The sequence below is a fragment of the Lentzea sp. NPDC051208 genome (assembly GCF_040682435.1).
GTDB classification, from domain to species: domain Bacteria; phylum Actinomycetota; class Actinomycetes; order Mycobacteriales; family Pseudonocardiaceae; genus Lentzea; species Lentzea kristufekii.
The window spans coordinates 211,230-229,793 of record NZ_JBFBAW010000013.1 but is presented as its reverse complement, the minus strand read 5'-3'; the positions used below and the strand labels follow the sequence as shown (position 1 = coordinate 229,793).

Below are 18,564 nucleotides of genomic sequence, written 5' to 3'. Positions count from 1 at the left end.
ACCTGCCGACGCATTGTCCATGCGTTGGTGCGCATTCATGCTGTGCTGTATTGATGTTGCCGGTGCCCGGCACTGGGATCAGTATCGGGGACCCGCGTGCGTGACCAACACTTTGCCGATGTATGCGTCGTATCGACCTTGTCGAGCGCTTCGATGATATGACCCGGCGCGGTGCTGCTAGTGAGCGCCTTCTGTGCAAACAAGTCTCGCACGTGGTTGTGCATCGTTGCGACAGCTCATCGGTCGGACTTGCAACGCTGATCTTCCAGCAGAGACTTGGAGGTCTCGTCGACCAGCCGCTGGTCTCGTTCGGTGCTCATCGTGAAGACCTTTCCACAGCACGCGTCATGACCGATCCTCCTCTTGCGTGAAGCGAAGTGTGCGCGAGACGACCTGATGAGCGACTTCGGCCAGCGGCAGGTCATGGGTGAAGGCATACCCGCGCAACCGCATCAACGCCGTCTCGGCGTTCACCGCGAGCTGCACCTGCACCATGCCTGTGGCCTGGTGCACCTCGACGTGTGGGTCGAGCAGCCAGCTCACATCAGCGGTGTCGCGTCCGGCGAGTTCGTCGGCGATGCCATGTGTGGCCATGTCGGTCAGGATCTGCGCGTCGCTCAACTCGTTGCGCGACAGCGGACCGGGCACATCGCGGTGGAAGTCCAGCGACCCCAACCGCATCACACCGATCTGCAACGGGAAAGAGAACACCGCCTCGACGCCCAGCGCCAGCGCGCCAGGGGTGAACGCGGGCCAGTGCGCACCTTCGGCGGTCAGATCGGACACCAGCACTGGCCCGCCGGAGGCGAACGCGTCCAGGCACGGTCCTTCACCGACGGTGAGTTGGAGGTCTTCCAGCGCGGCGCTGGTCGGGTTCGTCGCGTGGACCAAGCCCCGACTCGGGTGGGTTGCGCCGTCGGAACCGTTGTGGAGGTGGCTGAGCACGGTGGCGCCGGCGCCGGTGACCGACAGTTCCATCACACACCGCGCGCAGACGAGCGCCACGATGGAGCCTGAGTCACGATACCGATCGGCAATGAGCAGCTGGTGGAGCCGAGCACGCCGGTTCTGCTCCACGGCACCCTCCGCGCTTGGCTCGCTACCACCAGATCAAACTTAGCGCGCTCACGACCAGCCGACGGCACCTGCGCAGGTCGGCAGATGGGTACGGGGTACTCCGCCCGATCGTCGCTTGAGCGGCTAACGTCGTACCGGCGACGAATGTGGTGAATGGGACGATGGGCACCGAGCGGTCAGGCGTCGGGCATAGCGCACGGGCGCCGGCTGCTGGCATGATCACGCCGGCCGATACGGGGGTGCCGAGCTCGGCGTGCGGAGGGTGTTGTCGATGCTGGAGGATGTCTTCTTCACGACATCACCTACCGCATCCACCCCGCCACCGCCGGCACCCTCGGCCCCCACTTCGGCCTACTCAGCACCGACACCCCCCGAACTCCTGCACTGGCTACACCACCACGTGACCGCCGCGTAACCGGCAGCACCGGCCCTGCACCTACTCCCGGTCGGACGTGCGGTTGTGGCGGTTCACCGACCACACCACACTAGCGACACTGTCCGGGCATGCTGAGTGGTGCACGTGATGGCGTTCAGCCCCTACAGCCACACGCTGCTCACCGCCGGTGGTGAGCACACGGTCGGGTGTGGGAAGCCGACGCCGGGCGCGCCGCCGAACACATCTGCACCTCGAGTGTGGCCGTCCCTGTCCGAATAGGACTGAGATAAGCACTTCCCTGACGTTGACCGCATTCCAAGCTGCCAGTAGGCGGAGTCGTGAGTGGTGGTGGTCGTCACGGCGCCCGCCCACTCACGATCATGGCCCCGGCCCTGTCTCGCAGCGACGCGACGATCCGTGTAAGCAGGCCACGCAACCAGGACTCCACCGCTGTGGTCATGGTTGCGGCATGGTTCCCGGCGCTGAGCACCAGCCCTGGTTCGCCCCAGTGGGCATCGCGAGCGTGCTCGCGTGACACTTCGACGTCGAGCAGGCGAGGACCAGGCCGAGTTGACCCCGCAACTGCTGCGCTTCGGCTACCTGAGGTAACTCGGTCTTATCGAATCTTGGGGAGTTCGCCGCTGCGCACCAGGTATTCGGCCACCTCGACCAGTTTCGTGTTGGTGTGCTGGCTGGCCCGCGTGAGCACGGCGAAGGCTTGATTTCCGTTGATCTTGTGTCGTTCCATGAGGATGCCCTTGGCCTGACCGATCAGATCACGGGTACCTACCGCACGCGACATTTGCGCCATCTTCTGCGCGTCGGCCATCGCCACCGCGGCGTGCGTGGCGAACAACAGCCCCACCTGCTCAGACTCCTCAGTGAAGGCATCGGCGTCGCGGGAGTACAGGTTCAGGGCACCCAGGTCGTCGCCGGTGACGTAGAGCTGGAACGACAACATGCTGCCCACGCCCAGTTCGGCGGCGCGGGCGGCGAAACGCGGCCAGCGCTGCTCCTTGGTCATGTCCGGCAGCCGCGCCGTGCGGTGCTCATACAGCGCGTCGACGCACGGCCCCTCGTGGAGGTCGATCTGCGCCTGATCCACCTTGTAGACCAGGTTGTCGGAAGCGGCGGGTGTGCTCATCGTCTGGCGGCCCTCGACCACTGACACGCCGGCGTACTGCGCGCCCGGCACCGTGCCGACCGCCGCATACACGATCCCGCGCAGCGTGTTCTCCACGCTGTCCTGCCCCTGCAGGTAGCGCGCCAGGTCGCCCAACTGCAGCGCCAGGTCGTTCACCTCGTCGTATCCGACGGCATGACCGGACGACGTCTCCTGCCGATCCCAGCCGTCCGCGTTCTGCCCGTTGCCAGTCGTCATGCGGGAATCCACCCTGCCGAAGCTCGGCCGTCGGCGGTTTGTATCGCCTCGGGACGCTGACCAAAGCGCGCTACGCGGACCGAGCGCCGATTCGGGACCGCCATGCGCTGTAAAGCCTACCCGCCAGTTACCCCTGGACCTCGACCACGACGCGCACAAACGCGCACTCGTACCCGCCCTGATGCGCGCTATCGGCTCGCCCGCTCCCAAGCCTCTCTCAGCCTTTGCGTCACCACGTCACCCGACGGGATTGTGCACTGCCTGACAGTCGATCACCCGCCCGTCCCAGAACCAGATCCGCCTGCCGGAGACCAGAGCCTGCTCGCCGGGTGAAGCTGCAGGTCACCCTTGGCGAGGGTGTGGCGGTGTCGCGTCGTGGCGGCGATCGAGGAGGGCGAGCGCGTCGGTGGTTGTCGCGGTGATAGTCAGCGCGGCGTCGAGACCGGTGACCTGCAGTGGCCGCAAGACGGCGTGATCGTTGGCCACCACGACAAGCCGGACACCACGTCGTTGGGCGCTGGCCTGGGCGTTGATGAGGGCCGACAGGCCGCTGGAGTCCATGAACGTGATATCGGTGCAGTCGATGACGACGTCATCGCCGTTGGTAAGGCGAGCGCTGATGTCCTCATGCAGCGGCTCGGTCGAGGCCATGTCGATCTCACCTCGCACGTGCAGCACGGCGACACCGTCGAGTACTTCGGTGCTCACGCTCAGCATGTCGGCCGTCGAGGTGTCGGCGGCCGGCGAGACCGGAACGTCCGGCGTCATCGCGGATCCTGCTTCTCAGAGGACACACAGTCAGCGTAGGAGCTCCGACAAGATCGGCAAGCCTGAATTCGCCCGGCCAACAGCGGGGTAAGCGTGCGCCGCGTCGCTGACTGAGCACCACACAGGTCTACGCATTCTGCGTTTTCGGCACATGGGACCGCTGCCCTGGTCCACCACCAGGTGTGCCTCGTGACGGACATACAGTCTGTGATCAGCGCCTACCGCGCGGTCGTACCCGGCGGGGCGCTCTGGACACGGCTCCGATGGCGCCACGGTGCCGTGCGGGTGGTCACCGAGCAGCCGGCGAGTGACGGGCAGGTCTGCGTCGACGGCCACGGTCAGCACTTCCGCGGTAGCCCCCAGGTGATGCCAGCCGAGGCTCGCAAGGGGACCCGACCGCACCGAGGTGGTGCACCGGCACTCTCACTGCCGGCGGTAGCAACACGTGGGACTGCGCGATACTCGGGGCAGGTCCGGCTCGCACCCCCAGGCGCGCCGGACCTCCTTATGTGCCGGGCACGGCATGGTCCAGCGGCCCCTTCGTCCGTCCAGGTGACGCGATTCGGAAAACGCGGGCCGCTGATGGATGCTCGTCGATGTGCAGCCCGAACACGACTGTGACCTGTGTGCCGACACAGGCTCGATCACCTGGCAGCAACCGGTGCCCGGTGAGAACGGCGCGCTCGTGCTGACCGAGATGAGCCATCCGTGCGTCAACGGCTGCTCAGGTTGGTATCGGCTTCCCGCCGCCGAAAGCGGCAACGTCATCGACCCGGCCAGCGAAAGGCCAGCAGCGGGAAACGTCGCCGACGCCAATCAGACCCACCGCACCGAATGGTTCCGCCCCGCCCCGCCTCCCGACGAGAACCCCGCGACGCCGCACTGACTTCGGCAGCCAAGCCCCGGACGGTGACGGGCTGGCCGCCGGAGACGTCGCCGACGCCCACCAGCACCACCGCGCCTATTGGTCTCGTCTCGGCCCGCTTCGAAAGCCGCTCAGGCTGCGGACGACCTGTTCTGCGTCGAACTGATCACGCAGGATTTAGATCAGCGCCGCACGGGTATCGCATGGGCGCCGGACACGTGCGCGTGAACTCGGTAGGCCGCTTTCGGGCGGACCGGCCGGCTCCGGCGCGGGGAAAGTTGAAACTGAGCAGCTCCCCGCGCTGGTGCCGGTTCGCTTGCCAGGCTAGACGGTCGCGGTCATGTCTTGATCATTGCGTACCATGCCCTGACGACGTCAAGCAGCGGCGCCGTGGACAGTTCCTCTGAACCACGAGGTGTCGCGGCATGGCCGATGAAACGCACGCGTCCGAGGCGTCTCCGGCTGAGACGGGCGACGGCGACCGTCCCGACGCCCTGAGCAGACTCGACGAGACCGCCGAGGCGCTGACAGTGCTGCGGGACTCCTTCACCGACGACGAGCCCCTGGACACCGCGTTGCAGAGGCTGGCGGACACCGCGGGCAGAGCGATCCCGGACGCCGACGCGATCACGGTGACACTGATGGATCTGGCACAGCCGCGCACTGCGGCCTGTACGAACCCCGAGCTGATCGAGGTCGACGAGAAGCAGTACAGCGCTGACCGGGGGCCCTGCCTCGAATCCGCGCGCACCTTGCGGGCAGTGCGGGCGGTCGTCGGTGAGCACCTCGACGACTGGCCGGAGTTCGAAGCAGTGGCCTCGGAGCACGCGATCCGTGCCTACCTGTCCGTGCCGGTGCTGCTGCCTTCCCCGAAGACCGCCGAGCAGGAGCACCTCGGCTCGCTCAACATTTACAGCTACACGGCCGCGGCGTTCGACCCGTTCGACGAAGGGCTCATGCAGCTGTTCACGACAACAGCGTCGGCCACGATCGCCAGCGCCCAGCGCTGGCAGCGCTCACGAGATCACATCAGCAGCCTCGAACGGGCTCTCGTCTCCCGAGCCGTTATCGACCAAGCCAAGGGCGTCCTGATGGCCGTGCACTCCTGCACCGCCGGCGAAGCCTTCACGATGCTCGTACAGCGCTCACAGCACGAGAACATCAAACTCCGCGACATCGCCCAGAACCTCCTCGACTCGGTGACCGGTTCCTGAGCACACATCCCTCAGCGGCACGTCTCGACCGCGCGAGACCAGCGCGATCGCCAGTGGACTAGGGGACTCATTGGTGCACATGGCAGCGTTCTAGGACGTAGGGAATGCTGGTGTGGTGGAGATCGAAGTTGCGCCGGAGCACGTGCATCGCACCTTGTCGTACCTGAAGTTGCTCGCCGAGCAGGAACAGGCACCGGACAAGTCGAGTCTGGACCGGTTTGCGGTTAAGCGTCCGCCCCGGCTTGCCTGGCGCCGATCGCTGTTCGATACGTTCACGCTGGCGCATAACGCGTTCAGCACACCTCAGCCGCCGGACTCCGTCGTCGCCTACCTTGCCGCGGTGGGCTGGGTAACCCTCACTGATGGACCGGATGAGAAAGTGGCTCTCACGGCGTTGGGAGAGGCCGTGCTGCGTGGGCTCGATGCTCGACGTGTCGAAGAGCCCGATGAATCCGACGTCGCTGACGTCGCCCTGGACCCTGACGAACCTCTGACTTGGGTACATCTCACTCGTACGTTTAGTGCGGCCGGGGCGGGCATGCTCGTTGACGCCTACTTCAAGGCCGAGTTCGTCCCGTGGTTGCTGGACTCCACCGCCCTGACCCGTGTCCTGGTGTCAGGAAGACACCACAAGGCCAGGCACGATCTGGCGGCACTGGCCGTCGTGCTGGGCACCTTGCCGGGAGCCGCTGCCAAGCTGGAGGTCCGCTCCACCACCAGCCCCGAGCTGCATGACCGTTGTCTGATCCACGAGAACGGAACCGTGCAGCTCCTGGGGGCCTCCCTGACCGGCGTGGGCAGGAACCTCACCGCGGTGATCAGCCCGCAGGCGACAATCCAAAAGACATACAAGGAGCTGTACGAACGGCTGTGGGCCGAGGCTGTGCCTCTCACCCCTGTCAGTCCCCGGCCCGATACGTCGTCGGAACCGGTGCTGCCCGCGCGCGAGGCTTGAGGTCGAGGCATTGTTCGCAGGCCAGTGGCGGCGGCATTTCCCGCTGTCCGTCAGTGATCTCGGTATGTGCCGCCGCACAGGGCCGGACTTTGGGCGGGGCATCAACCTGCGCGAGATCGTCTGCACAGGGCCGAACCTCGGGCGGGAGCACCAAAGGATGGGAACAGGGCTGACCAGCGGTTTCGTACCGGCATCCTAGTAGTTGAGTCACGTTTCGAGTTGTCTTCGCACCTGTGACGGCCACCTGGGGCGGGACAACTGGCCCCGCCCCAGGTCGGATCGACTGTCAGAAGCCGCGAGACACTTCCATGCCGCTCGTGTCCAGCGGTCGCTGTGCCTGGTCACCAACGATTTCCTCACGCTGCTGGACGCCCGCAACCGGCAGATCGTCGTGCTGCTCAGCAGCGGCGTGACCAGCAAGACCGAGAATCGCCGACATCCTCGGGTACGCCAACCACAGCGTCGTCTCGAAACGACTCACGCAGATCCGCAGCATCGCCGAGCCGTACTTCGACGAGACCTGATCTGCCACGTCAAGACGCCTAATCGGACGTCTCGCAGCGGCTGGTTGCCGCGTTTTGTCGGACCCTCGGCGTAGCGTGCGTGGTCATCACGAAGGGAGTCGCAGATGGTCGGTCACACTGTCGCAGGACGCTCTGCCCGGAGGCATTGGACGTGCAGTCAGCGCTCGGTGGTGGGGCCCGCATGAAGAAGATCGGAGTGGGGGCGCACATCGGCGACAGCGGCGTTGCGCTCATCCACCAGATGGTCAACAAGATGGGCTTTGTCTGGCACGAGCGCACCGGAACCCTCGATGCCGGCATCGACGGGGAGATCGAGCTGCGCGACCCGTCGACCGGGGAAGTCGCCAACAGGGTGATCTTCGTGCAGAGCAAGGCCAGCGGCCGGCCCTTTCCCGGCGAGAACGAGCGAGGCTTCCACTACCTGTGCAAGCAGGCGGACGTGGACTACTGGATGAGCGCCGACAACCCCGTGCTACTGGTCTGTTCCCACCCTCAGACCGGCGAGGCATGGTGGATGCACATCCAGAGTTGGTTCGCCGACCCCGGCCACCGCGCCTCCGGCCGAATCGACTTCGACAAAAGCACCCAGCGCTTCGATCAGGACGCCGCGCACCGGCTGCTCAACCTTGCCGACCCGCACGGCCGGGCCCACGTCGCAGTGGCCGAGCACCGCGAAGAGGTCCTGACCACCAGCCTCCTGCAGGTCGCCGTCCCCGTCCTTCTCTACGGAGCGCCTACCAGGTGTACGGACCCTCGGGAAGCGATCACCCGGCAACGCGAGAGCGATGCCTCCGATGTGCGGCGCGACTTCATCCTGCGCGGTGGGCGGGTCTACAGCTGGCTACCTCTCGAGAAGACCGCGTTGCGCCACGTCGCGAACGGTCCTACGGATGCGGTGGAGACTGCGGAGTGGAACTCCGATCCGCTGCGACAGCGCTGGCTGGTGCAGTTGCTCAACTACGCACTACAGCGCGACGTGAGCGTCGACTGCGCCTGGCACGGCGGACGCAAGATCGTCTACTTCCGCGCGACCCCCGACCTGAAGCCGCGCCACATCCGTGGGGCAAGTGGGCGACAACGGCTGGTGTTCCACCCGAAATTCAAGAAGAACAAACCTGACCAGGTCGGCTACTACAAGCACGTCGCGCTGGAATGGCAATTCCTGCCGCTCGATGACCAGTGGTACTGCGCCCTGACCCCGACCTACCACTACACCCGCGACGGGTACCGCGACTCGCTGTTCATGTCCGAGCACCTCGCCGGGATCAAGCGGCTCGACAAAAACCCCGCCGTCCACGGCCAGACCCGCATGTGGGCCACCTACCTGCACGGCGAGGACGGAGTGCTCGACCCCCGCGAGACAATCCTGACCTACGGCGAGCTGGTGACCTTCACCGCCGACCGGGCCATCGACGACGCCGACTGGCTGGCCGACCCCCGCAAGAACGACACCGACACCGCAGACGCCGCCGACGGTGTGCACGAAGCCGACGAGCCGACCAGCGATGAGCTCGCCCTGTTTGAGGTGGAACCGTGAAGCTGACCGTTCTGGAAGAACCCCCGCTGGAGTTCAGCGGCGGCGCCCGCCACATCGACCCGCGCCACGGCATCACCGACTATGGGCCCGCCGACGCCACCAACACCGCCGTGCGCACCATCCGCGTCGGCATCGTCGGCACGCCCGCCTCCATCCAGGGTCTGCGGCGCTGGCTAGACGGCTGCCGCCAGCCCATCGCCGCCAAGGACAGCCGGCTCGGGCGCCTGTTCGTGCCGTTTCCCGGCTTCGACACCAGCGCCGGATTCCGCTCCACCTTGGTATGGGACTCACGCCTCGAGCGGCCGATCCGTGAGCGCGATCTTCAGCGGTTGACCGACCTGTCACCGCAGGCAGCGGTGAAGGCCGCCGTGGAGATGTACGCCGCCGAACTTGACGTCCTCGACGAAGAGCCCGGCTGCGATGTCGTGCTCATCGCTCGCCCCGAACAGCTCGCCGAACGCCCCGCACCCGAGATCGACCCGGACGCTCCCTGGAAAAAGGCTCGGCCCGCCGAAACGGTCGACGACTTCCGCGCCGTGCTCAAAGCCGTGGCCATGCGCTACAGCCGCCCCATCCAGATCATCCGTCGCAGCACCTGGGATCCGACCTTCGCCCCGCCCGGCGGGGACAAACCCCGTCTTCAAGACCTGGCCACACGGGCTTGGAATCTGCACACCGCCCTCTACTACAAGGCCGGCGGGGTGCCCTGGCGCCTACCGCGCGAGTCCACCGACCTCGACAGCTGCTACGTCGGAGTCACCTTCTACCGCAGCGGCGACAACACCACCCTGGAGACCAGCGTCGCCCAGGTGTTCAACCAGCGTGGCGACGGCGTCATCGTCCGAGGAGCCCCCGCCAAGGTCTCCCACCACGACAAACAACCCCACCTCACCGAGAACGACGCCCACGCCCTTCTCACCGACGCCCTCAGCCGCTACCGCAAGGAACACCGCCACCTCCCCGCACGCGTCGTACTGCACAAGACTTCCTCCTACACGCCGGAGGAGACTGCCGGATTCCGCGCCGCCGTCGACGACGCCGACATCCACACCGTCGAGCTGCTCTGGTTCCCCGCCCACGATCCCGTTCGGCTGTTCCGCCCCGCTGCACACCCGCCCCTGCGAGGCACCCTGTTCAGCCTCGACGCCCGCCAGCACGTCCTCTACACCCGCGGCAGCGTTCCCTTCTATGGCACATACCCCGGCATGTACATCCCCACGCCGCTGCCGTTTCGCATGATCGAAACCGAGTCCAGCCCCGAACACCTAGCCGAAGAATTGCTCGCACTAACCAAGATGAACTGGAACCAGACCCAACTCGACGGACGGCAACCCATCACCCTGCGCACCGCTGATCGCGTCGGGCAGATACTTAGACACCTGAGCCCCCATGACCGACCGCAGGGGCGGTACGCCTTTTACATGTGAGCCTTCACCTGGCCTACGAGAAGGTCCGAGCAACTACTTGTCGTTACGTTGATAGAAATGGCGGCCACGTCGTCTGCCGTGACAAGCCCCCGGTCACGCGAGATGTGAGCAGCTCGCTCTGCCAACCGTCTTGTTGAGGCAGGAGCGCCTCGATTCGCCTGCGAGCCTCACCACGTGCTGCGGCGTTGTTGTCGCCGCAGCACGCGTCGTACTGGCGAAGGCGGTCGGCCAGCATGTCGTAGAGCCGCACGGCCGTGTCGTGGCCGATCAACACGATCTTGTCGTGCGCCGCCTCGGCGGCGTCGTCCCTGGTGGTGGCCGCAGTCAGCAGACAGCCGAACAAGTGGGTCTTCGCCGTCCGCCTGGTCTCGACCTCGATCTGGCCGAGCGATTGGTTCACGTCGTCGCGGATCAGCGGCCTAGATTCGGCCTTCGGAACAGTCCTTATCTCCCGGACGCGGCGCGGTGCTTGGTCTTGAGTAAGCGTTCTCCGCCTCGATGAGGCGAGCGCGAGTGTCGCGATCGCTGCCTCGCTATGGCCGCCGGGGACTCATTCGACCGGCCAGTCGAGTCCGGAGGCAAGACTCTTTGGTCTGGGGCCTTACATGCTTGGGGGGAGCATGTAAGGCCACCTTCGCACGACGTTGGCTGGACGCTCGCTACTGGAATGTTTGCGCGGCGGTTCTGATTACGTTCCAGTTGGATGCGGCGTCAATGACTGACTCGCTGGCGAGAATATACCCCCACCGGTCGTGGACATTCATGTCGGCGTTGACGGTGGAAATCCATGCTCGGGCTGCGTCGCGCTTGGCAAGTGTGACGGTGTTCGTCATCTCGGAGTCGGCTTTGCCTTCGACGAGCCAGTAGCTGTCCTGGTCGTCGATGACAATGAAGTCCGGTTCGTACTGTCGTTGCACTGCTCCGATCATGTAGGTGATCCTGATCGGTACCGTCTCGTTGATCCGCACCCATGTCTTGATGTTCGAGCTGGTGTCGAACAAGGCCGCCAATCGGAATTCAGTCGAGTAGGCGTCGAAGCTATTGATCTCGTAGACGGACTTGGTCCAGCCGTAGTAGGGATGGCGCCTGGTGAAGTCCGCGCTGCTAGTGATGAGGTGCCTGTCCGCCGGTGGCCGGAACTCGACACGCTCGGCTGGCTCGGGCCAGCGAACTTGGACCACTTCCCTGATCTCCCTTGCGGGACGGGAGGTCTGCTGGGCCGCGATCCATTCAGTGAGGCGTGCGGTGGCGAGGCGTCCGTGTTCTGGGCGCCACGAAGTTTGCTCTGTGATGCCTGCTCCCGCAAGAAACGATCTCGCGATGGCGTGGGCGGCGTTGCCTTCGCTGACAGTGGACATGACAGCGTTGGCGCGCATGATGCGCATGACAAGGTCGGACTCGATGGTGTCGACGGGCATCACGGCCTGCGTCGCGATGACTTCCTCGTCTTGGTCGGCGATGACGACCTCGACTTGACCGCGGGCATCGCGTTGGGCATTGAGCGCCTTGCGGGTCAGTGTCGGTGCGTTGTCGTTGCGGAACTGTCGTCCGAGTATCTCAACGTCGGTGTGATTGACCTGGGTCAGCGAGAAAACGTCGCGCTCCCAGCGGCTGACCACCCGCGGCAGGAAGAGGGGCATGCTCACCCCGCCCGGCGAGCGGGGAGTCAAAGTACGGCTGAGCGTGACTCCGGCGATGAGCACGAGCAGGCCGTAGGAGATGAGCAAGATCTGCCAGGAGTTGTTCCACAGCTCGCCCACGCGCGGCAGCGAGTCCGGCATCGGCGTGGTCAGCAGCGTCTTGGACAGCAGGTCCAGCAGCGGGTTGAGCGCCTCGGTGACGATGCCCCGGAAGAAGGCGTTGATGGCCTCGGTGATGCAGGCACCGATGTCGGTGATCCCGCAGTCGTCCGCGGTCTGCTCGCCCTGACCGGGTCGACCATTGCCGGGGTTGGTCGGCGGCGTGGTCGTCGTACCGGGCTGCGGAATGCAGCCCTCACCAGAGCACGGCGTCGGCGAGGTCGTGCTCTGCGTCGGCAGAGTGCAGATCGGCAGCGGCGGCGAGCCCGAACCACAGGGGTCCGGGTCGACCGTCGGGATCGGAAGCGGCGGCTGGTTGGTCGGCGGCGCGGGCTGCGCCGCGGCAGCCGGAGCCACCGGCGTACCCGAGTCCGGACCGAACGCCGCCGAGGCGAAGGTGCCGCCCAACAGGACGACCAGGCTCACCGCCAACGCCACCAGCGCTCGGCTCCGCGTGCAGCGAAGGACTCGCCCGATCCGGCGGGTCCGCCGAGGGTTCGCGACCGGAGGCGCGAGCATCTTCCGGCGGTCCGCCGACACCGACCCGCTTCGCGCGGGGGGCGTTGTGTCGTGCAGTGAGCCGACGGTGGGGCCGACCGATGTGCGGCGTGGGGCAGACCTGACCGGCCTGTTCGGCGGGCGCATCGCCTCAGGCCCCCACGATGCCCTTGAGCACGGTGACGACCAGGGGAGCGAGAGCCGCCAAGGCGTAGCCGATGCCGGCCGCCTTGAAGCACTCCTTGGCCTTCTCCTGCTCGCCGGGGTCACCGCCGCCGAACACGCGACGGACGCCGCCGATGGTGAGGAACACCGTCGCCAGCCCGGCGAGGATGCCCATCAGCCAGTTGCGGATGTTGGTCAGGACCTCGTCGACGCTGCCCGCGATCGCGAGGACCACCGTGTCGGCGTGCGCCGTCGCGCCGGAGGCCAACAGCGCCACCACGACCAGTTCGGCGACCAGCAGCACGCGACGCCGGATGCTGCGGCGACGGCCGCTACGCCCATCAGAGATCGGAGATGTGTCGCCGTCGTTGGCTGGCCGCGTCGGGCCCGCGCACGTCGGTGTATGGGCACGTGAGGTCCCCTCGCGAGGACCGACAACAGGTCCGCAGTGAGGTCGGTTGTCACCGGGCCGGCAGTGATTGTGAGGACGAACAGGGGTACGAGTCAGGCGCATCGCGACACTCCCGGAGTCGTGCCCGACGGCCGCTGTGCCGAGTGCTGTGTGGACTCGTGCGGCGGCGTGGGCGAAGAGGTGGTGTGCGCGGGGGTGGCTGGTTTCCTCCCGCACCCCTGAACTCCGGAAAATCGGCCCTGCGGGGACACGCGGTCGCCGACTTTCTTCGCCGTACGCGGCCTCAGATCAGTGACAGTGCGTGGCAGCGAGACGGTGGTGGTCGAGTGCTGGGCGGCGGCGGTGATGGTCACCGCGTCGGCCACCTGGGCCGCCACGTCACCCTCATGCGGACCGGCGTGCGAGGCGTGGGTGGTGTCGTCGAGCAGGTAGGCGACCAGGCGGTGCTCGGCGCGCTGGCGGGCCTTCTTTGCCGCTTGGTAAGAGAGGTTGCGCTCGACCGCGGCGTCGGCCAGCGGCACACCTTCCAGCCGGGTGGAGCCGATGAGTTCGGCCTCGGTGGAGGTGATCGCGCCCTCGGCGACCGCGCGGGCGAGGACGAAGTCCGGGTGGCCCCACTGGGCTGGCGGCATCGTCGAGCGGAACCCGTGTCCCGAGGGCACCGGCGCGTCCAGCGCCTCGCGCACGCACGCATGGCCGGCGCGGTAGGCGGCCCACCGCAGACGCAACATGACGCGCGGACGGCGCAGGTCGATCTCGCCGAGTTCGGCGACGAAACCGGCGAGCACCGCGGCGTGGATGTCGCTCGGGTCACCGGCGAACTTCGCCGACAAGGTGGCGGCAATGGAGGTCAGCGCGGGCAGCGCGACACCGACCGCGCCGACGGTCCAGGTGCCACCCTCGGTGCGAGCGAGCAGCACCAGGTGTGCCCACGCCGCGTCCCGCAGCGCCTGTGGGCAGCGGCGGCGCAGGAGTCGGTCACGCAGCTCGTTCAACGGCACCCGCCGCGCCGGAAGACCGGGGAACAATCGGCCGTCCACCGACACCGGATGCGGCCCGGCGACCAGCCACTCGAACGCCGACCGCGCAGCGTCCAGCGGCATGGAGTCGCGCTCGAAGCCCGAGTGCGGAATAGCCTCACGTGAACTCATGGAATGGCTCCCGAAAGCAAGTCGGAATCAACGACTCGCCCAGGACGCCACGGCGGGTAGTACCAACCAATAACCAAACTGGTACCGAACTAGTACCGCAGAGGTACCGGCGATCATCAAACCCGCGCGACAGGTGTCACAAGATCGACTAAGCCCATCCTTGGGGATCACCGAACAGGTCTTTTCAAGATCAAATCGGCTCGTCCGGTACCACCCTTCTAGCTGGGAACACGTGTTCCCGGTACTGGCTCGGTACCAGTTTGGTCATAGCCGTGAGTGAGCCGTCACGCGCTGCGACTCACCGGGAGCGCGCGATCTCCGACGGGATCGGAAAAGCGCTTGGCTCTTTCTCTTGGACCCGCCGCCTCCCTCTGTGCGGGCACGCGCGCGCGGCCTTTCTCGCTATTCGCGGTCGTGAAATCCGGTTGAGAAAAGTGACGGGGGCGTGTCCCCAAAGGGGCCGTATTTCGGAGTTCAGGGGTGTCATCAGCGCCTCGCACCGACAGGCGCACCCAGCCTGGCGAAGGGACACCCGTGACCCAGCCCGATAACTCCGCCCGCCGCTCGCCCCGACGGCGCGCCGACTCCACCCACCCGGCTCCCGCCCGCCCCGGCGGGCACCGGGGCGGCGACCGCCGACCCTGGCCGACCGCTCCGACCACCACGCGCGTCAGCCCCGGCAAGCCCGCGAAGTCCACAACCGGCACCGGCCGCTCGCGGTCACGCGGGTCGACCACGACCCCGACTCCGGCAACCGTCTGGACCGCCGGCGCAACCCCGATCGACCTCGACGCTGCGTGGCCCGCGGCCCTCGTCGAGCGGATCGTCACCTCGTTCAGGAAGCCCACTGAACAGGTCGTGCTACTCGACTGGCCGACCCCCGGCAACGCCCGCCCGACGCTCGGCGTCGTGGGTCCCGACGGCGTCATCGACCACGCCCCCGACACCGAGTCGGACCCCGAACTTGCCGACACCATCGCCGCCGTCGAACGCCTCGACCGCACCGCGCGTATCGAGCGAGTCCCGGTCGACCCGACGTCCACCGGCCCGGCTTCCCGCCCGTTCTGGGCCGACCTCGTCGGCGGGGCGGGCCCGGCGCCCGCAACGATCCCCACGGCACCAGAAGCCGCCGTCGAGGTGCCCTTCCCGGACACGGCGACCGAACCCGTGGACAGCGCCGATCTGATCGTCACCAGCCTGCCGCCGCACCGCTCGGGCGACCACGGTCACGGCAACACCGCCGACCTCATCGCGCTCTACGCGGCACGACGACTACGGGTCGGCGGCATCCTCGTCATACTCACGCACTGTGACTGGACATCGGGCGAGCTGACCGACCCGACGAGCGCGGTGGTGACCGCCGGACAGAACGCCGACCTGCTCTACCTGCAACACATCGTCGCCCTGCACACGCCCGTCCGCGACGGCCGTTTCCACCTCGCCGACACCCACCCCGACGCGCACTCCAACGGTGTCCACCGTGACCGCGACACCGACGACGCCGAGGCGCGTACGCGTCACCGCGCCTCGGTACGCGGGCTGCCCGCGCCGCACCGGCGCATCCACTCCGACGTCCTCGTCTTCGCCCAGCCGCACGACCACCAGCCGGCACCCGCGGCGTCGCCGAGTGCGCCCACGGACGCGGTCTCACAGCCCGGAGACCTCCGATGAACACGGCGCCCAACCCAGGGCCGAACGACGACTTCGCCCACGCCGGACCGCACCGCCAGGAAGGCACGCCCGTGACGCACGACGCCACCCACCGGCCCACCGCCGGGTCCTTCGCTGCATCGTCCGCACCGACCGCCGCAGCGGTCGACGACGAGCGGACCCAGCGCATCCCGCGCGCGCTCATCGCCGCGCTCGACACTTCGCCTACCGCTGTGGACAACTCTGTGGACAGCGGTGGGCGGAAGAACGGGTTCGAGCTGCCCGCGGTGTCGGTGTGGACGACCGCGCAGTCCTCGCCGGCCGCACAGCGCAAGAACAAGTACACGCCCGAGTCGACCGCGCACCCGGCCAAGATGCTGCCCGAGGTCGTCCGCCACGCCGTCACCCACTACACGAAGCCCGGAGAACTGGTGCTCGACCCGATGTGCGGCATCGGCACCACCCTCGTCGAAGCCGTCCGGCTTGGCCGCCGCGCCGTCGGAGTGGAGTACGAACCCCACTGGGTCGAGGTTGTGAACGCAAATCTCGACCTTGCGCGAGAGCAGGGCGTCGGCGGTGACGACGGGATCGACGCACGGGTGTTCCACGGCGACGCCCGCCAGCTCGTGACGTTGCTGCCGACCGAGTACGTAGGGCAGGTGGCGCTGGTGGTGACCTCCCCGCCCTACGGTCCCTCGACCCATGGGCAGGTGTCGGTCGTGCCCGGAGCGGGGGTGCAGAAGTACCACCACCTCTACGGCAACACCCTTGACCGCGGCAACCTCGCCAACATCGGCCACCACCGGCTGCTGGCCGGATTCACGCGCATCCTCGCCGCGCTGCGCACGTTCCTGAAGCCGGGCGGGCACATCGCCATCACCATCCGCCCGTGGCGCGAGCACGCCGAGCTGATCGACCTGCCCTCGCAGATCCTCGCCTGCGGGCGCGCGGCCGGCCTGATCCCGGTCGAACGCAATGTCGCGCTGCTCGCCCGCGCCGCCGAGAGCGACCTCGTGGCTCGCGGCAGCTTCTTTCAGCGCGACTTCATCCGCAAGCAGCGCGAGGCCGGGCTCCCGCTGCACCTGATCGCCCACGAGGACGTTCTCGTCTTCCGCACCGCCCTGCACAAGTCGGCCGCCAGCAGCGCAGCCGGTACTTCGGCGGGGGACGTGGTCGACCTCGGGCAGTACCGCTCGGCGCGATCCGCAGGCGCCGCGCGTGACGGTGCGGGTGAGCGAGGCCGGGCGGCATGACACGCCGTTCGCCGCGCTCGCTCCGTGAGCGAGCGGCGCGTCCGCTCACGCTCGTCCCGGCCCCGGCGGTGACGCCCGGGCCGGGACGGCGGACTCGGCCTGTCGCCGAGTCCGGCCCGGTCGTGGGCTCGTTGTGCACCGGCTACGGCGGCCTGGACCTCGGGGTGCTGGCCGCCCTGGGCGGTGGCCGGATCGCCTGGGTCGCCGACCCCGACCCGCACATCGCGCAGATCATCGACGCCCGCACACCGGGCATCCCGAACCTCGGCGACCTGCGGCACATCGACTGGGCCTCCATCGAGCCGGTCGACGTGCTCGTCGCGGGGTTCCCCTGCCAAGACATTTCCGCCGCCGGGAAGCGCGCGGGCATCGAGAAGGGAGTCCGCAGTGGGCTGTGGGCCGACATCGTGGCGGGCCTTCGCGTACTACGACCCGCGCTCATCGTGGTGGAGAACGTCGCCGCGCTTCGCTGGGCAGGCGGAGGACTCCACCGTGTACTCGGCGACCTGGCCGAAGCAGGGTATGACGCGCTCTGGCGTAGCGTCCGCGCCGCCGACGTCGGAGCCGCGCACCGCCGCGAGCGGGTGTTCCTGCTCGCCTGGCTGCGCGAGCCCGGCCCCGGTCGACGAGGCGGAGATGCTGCCGACGCCGACCGCGCACGACGGCTCCTCCAATGGCATCAGCGCCGCCAGCAGACAGGGCGGTCCGTCACTGCTGGACCGGCTTCGGTTGTTGCCGACTCCGCGAGCCTCGGACACCGGCACGGCGGGCCGCAGCGCCGGAGCGGGGTTCCGGCCACCGCTGTCGCAGCAGGTGCTCCCGCTGGTAGACCCCGAGGCGTTCCTGCCGACGCCGCGAGCGACGGACGGGACAAAGGGCTGTCCGGCGCAGCGGGGGTCCAAGGGCGACCTGATGCTGCCCTCGGCGGTCATCCGCCTGCTCACCCCGCTGGCGCACCACCGAGCCGAGGACAGCGAGACCGACGACATCTCGTAGCGGTTGCCGACCCCGACACCGAGACGAGTTCGGCATCCGGCGTCGAGTCGGCGCCGGTGACCTGGGGTGTCTACGAGGCGGCGATCCGCCGCTGGGAAGCGGTGCTCGGCCGCCCGACTCCGCACCCGACCCAGCCCGGCAACCACGGCCGCCCGGTCCTCGCTCCCGCCTTCGTCGAGCACCTGATGGGCCTGGCCGAAGGCTGGGTCACCGACCTCCCCCTGCCCCGCACCGCGCAGCTCCGCGCGCTGGGCAACGGCGTGGTTCCCCAGCAAGCCGCCCACGCGGTGGCCCTGCTGCTCGACGACCTCGCCGAACTCCTCGACATCACCACCGACACCGACCACCGGTCACCGACCGGACAGGAGGTGACCGCGGCATGACCACGACCACCCCCGCGGTGCCCGACCCTGGGCCCGCGTTGCGACTGCTGTCCCTGGGCGCCGGAGTGCAGAGCACGACCGTGCTGCTGCTGGCGTGCGAGGGCGAGATACCGCGCTTCCACGTCGCCCTTTT

Annotated in this window: 17 protein-coding genes; 9 read left to right on the top strand and 8 right to left on the bottom strand. The window is 67.7% G+C overall.

Translation table 11 applies throughout. The features are described from left to right. The first annotated feature begins 122 nt into the window (after positions 1-122). Positions 123-371, top strand: coding sequence for a hypothetical protein (locus AB0M48_RS29930; protein ID WP_363848400.1), 249 nt, complete (start codon positions 123-125; stop codon positions 369-371). On the opposite strand, the gene AB0M48_RS29925 is transcribed toward AB0M48_RS29930, so the two are convergent. The 3 genes from AB0M48_RS29925 to AB0M48_RS29915 form a co-directional block, all read right to left on the bottom strand. Beyond that, a complete protein-coding gene (locus AB0M48_RS29925) occupies positions 346-1,077 on the bottom strand; it encodes a GAF and ANTAR domain-containing protein (RefSeq protein WP_363848397.1) in 732 nt (243 codons plus the stop codon). The two genes, AB0M48_RS29930 and AB0M48_RS29925, sit on opposite strands and share 26 nt — an antisense overlap. A gap of 992 nt (positions 1,078-2,069) precedes the next feature. Beyond that, positions 2,070-2,834, bottom strand: coding sequence for a GAF and ANTAR domain-containing protein (locus AB0M48_RS29920; protein WP_363848394.1), 765 nt, complete (start codon positions 2,832-2,834; stop codon positions 2,070-2,072). Positions 2,835-3,176: 342 nt separating this feature from the next. After that, complete coding sequence (locus AB0M48_RS29915; RefSeq protein WP_363848391.1) at positions 3,177-3,602, bottom strand: STAS domain-containing protein; 426 nt, start codon at positions 3,600-3,602, stop codon at positions 3,177-3,179. Positions 3,603-4,188: 586 nt separating this feature from the next. Between AB0M48_RS29915 and AB0M48_RS29910 the strand changes: the two genes are divergently transcribed. The 3 genes from AB0M48_RS29910 (at position 4,189) to AB0M48_RS29900 (ending at position 6,636) form a co-directional block, all read left to right on the top strand. Next, positions 4,189-4,488 carry a hypothetical protein gene (locus AB0M48_RS29910; protein ID WP_363848388.1) on the top strand — a complete coding sequence of 100 codons (300 nt, stop codon included), beginning with the start codon at positions 4,189-4,191 and terminating at the stop codon, positions 4,486-4,488. Positions 4,489-4,892: 404 nt separating this feature from the next. Further along, a complete protein-coding gene (locus AB0M48_RS29905) occupies positions 4,893-5,681 on the top strand; it encodes a GAF and ANTAR domain-containing protein (protein WP_363848385.1) in 789 nt (262 codons plus the stop codon). Between the two features lie 115 nt (positions 5,682-5,796). After that, complete coding sequence (locus tag AB0M48_RS29900; RefSeq protein ID WP_363848382.1) at positions 5,797-6,636, top strand: hypothetical protein; 840 nt, start codon at positions 5,797-5,799, stop codon at positions 6,634-6,636. 286 nt (positions 6,637-6,922) lie between these two features. Here the strand turns inward: AB0M48_RS29900 and AB0M48_RS29895 are convergent, their stop codons facing one another. Further along, a complete protein-coding gene (locus AB0M48_RS29895; protein ID WP_363848379.1) occupies positions 6,923-7,168 on the bottom strand; it encodes a hypothetical protein in 246 nt (81 codons plus the stop codon). Between the two features lie 173 nt (positions 7,169-7,341). On the opposite strand from AB0M48_RS29895, the gene AB0M48_RS29890 reads away from it, so the two are divergent. Beyond that, positions 7,342-8,697, top strand: a complete 1,356-nt coding sequence (locus tag AB0M48_RS29890; RefSeq protein ID WP_363848376.1) for a DUF4365 domain-containing protein — start codon at positions 7,342-7,344, stop codon at positions 8,695-8,697. Beyond that, entirely contained in the window at positions 8,694-10,124 is a 1,431-nt protein-coding gene (locus AB0M48_RS29885; protein WP_363848373.1) for a hypothetical protein, read from the top strand. Before AB0M48_RS29890 ends, AB0M48_RS29885 begins: the two co-directional genes overlap by 4 nt. A gap of 43 nt (positions 10,125-10,167) precedes the next feature. On the opposite strand, the gene AB0M48_RS29880 is transcribed toward AB0M48_RS29885, so the two are convergent. The 4 genes from AB0M48_RS29880 to AB0M48_RS29865 form a co-directional block, all read right to left on the bottom strand. Beyond that, positions 10,168-10,524 carry a hypothetical protein gene (locus tag AB0M48_RS29880; protein WP_363848371.1) on the bottom strand — a complete coding sequence of 119 codons (357 nt, stop codon included), beginning with the start codon at positions 10,522-10,524 and terminating at the stop codon, positions 10,168-10,170. A 259-nt stretch (positions 10,525-10,783) separates the two neighbouring features. Continuing rightward, positions 10,784-12,361, bottom strand: a complete 1,578-nt coding sequence (locus tag AB0M48_RS29875) for a hypothetical protein (protein ID WP_363848368.1) — start codon at positions 12,359-12,361, stop codon at positions 10,784-10,786. 211 nt (positions 12,362-12,572) lie between these two features. Next, complete coding sequence (locus AB0M48_RS29870) at positions 12,573-12,890, bottom strand: pilin (protein ID WP_109638795.1); 318 nt, start codon at positions 12,888-12,890, stop codon at positions 12,573-12,575. A 200-nt stretch (positions 12,891-13,090) separates the two neighbouring features. After that, positions 13,091-14,149 (bottom strand): hypothetical protein, encoded by a 1,059-nt coding sequence (locus tag AB0M48_RS29865; protein ID WP_363848366.1) that lies wholly within the window; start codon positions 14,147-14,149, stop codon positions 13,091-13,093. 534 nt (positions 14,150-14,683) lie between these two features. Here AB0M48_RS29865 and AB0M48_RS29860 point away from each other — a divergent pair. Genes AB0M48_RS29860 through AB0M48_RS29850 form a run of 3 tightly spaced genes read left to right on the top strand, consistent with a single transcriptional unit; the run spans position 14,684 to position 18,431 of the window. After that, positions 14,684-15,820, top strand: coding sequence for a hypothetical protein (locus tag AB0M48_RS29860; protein WP_363848363.1), 1,137 nt, complete (start codon positions 14,684-14,686; stop codon positions 15,818-15,820). Further along, positions 15,817-17,052: a DNA methyltransferase gene (locus AB0M48_RS29855; RefSeq protein ID WP_363848361.1), complete on the top strand. Its 1,236-nt coding sequence runs from the start codon at positions 15,817-15,819 to the stop codon at positions 17,050-17,052. Before AB0M48_RS29860 ends, AB0M48_RS29855 begins: the two co-directional genes overlap by 4 nt. Beyond that, positions 17,049-18,431 carry a DNA cytosine methyltransferase gene (locus AB0M48_RS29850; RefSeq protein ID WP_363848358.1) on the top strand — a complete coding sequence of 461 codons (1,383 nt, stop codon included), beginning with the start codon at positions 17,049-17,051 and terminating at the stop codon, positions 18,429-18,431. The genes AB0M48_RS29855 and AB0M48_RS29850 overlap by 4 nt, the downstream gene beginning before the upstream one ends. Positions 18,432-18,564: the final 133 nt, after the last annotated feature.

What these genes read in the sequence shown, in the direction of transcription:
- AB0M48_RS29930 (WP_363848400.1), top strand. Translation starts at nt 123, where the DNA reads ATGCGTCGTATCGACCTTGTCGAGCGCTTCGATGATATGACCCGGCGC.
- AB0M48_RS29920 (WP_363848394.1), bottom strand. Translation starts at nt 2,834, where the DNA reads ATGACGACTGGCAACGGGCAGAACGCGGACGGCTGGGATCGGCAGGAG.
- AB0M48_RS29915 (WP_363848391.1), bottom strand. Translation starts at nt 3,602, where the DNA reads ATGACGCCGGACGTTCCGGTCTCGCCGGCCGCCGACACCTCGACGGCC.
- AB0M48_RS29910 (WP_363848388.1), top strand. Translation starts at nt 4,189, where the DNA reads ATGCTCGTCGATGTGCAGCCCGAACACGACTGTGACCTGTGTGCCGAC.
- AB0M48_RS29905 (WP_363848385.1), top strand. Translation starts at nt 4,893, where the DNA reads ATGGCCGATGAAACGCACGCGTCCGAGGCGTCTCCGGCTGAGACGGGC.
- AB0M48_RS29890 (WP_363848376.1), top strand. Translation starts at nt 7,342, where the DNA reads ATGAAGAAGATCGGAGTGGGGGCGCACATCGGCGACAGCGGCGTTGCG.
- AB0M48_RS29865 (WP_363848366.1), bottom strand. Translation starts at nt 14,149, where the DNA reads ATGAGTTCACGTGAGGCTATTCCGCACTCGGGCTTCGAGCGCGACTCC.
- AB0M48_RS29855 (WP_363848361.1), top strand. Translation starts at nt 15,817, where the DNA reads ATGAACACGGCGCCCAACCCAGGGCCGAACGACGACTTCGCCCACGCC.
- AB0M48_RS29850 (WP_363848358.1), top strand. Translation starts at nt 17,049, where the DNA reads ATGACACGCCGTTCGCCGCGCTCGCTCCGTGAGCGAGCGGCGCGTCCG.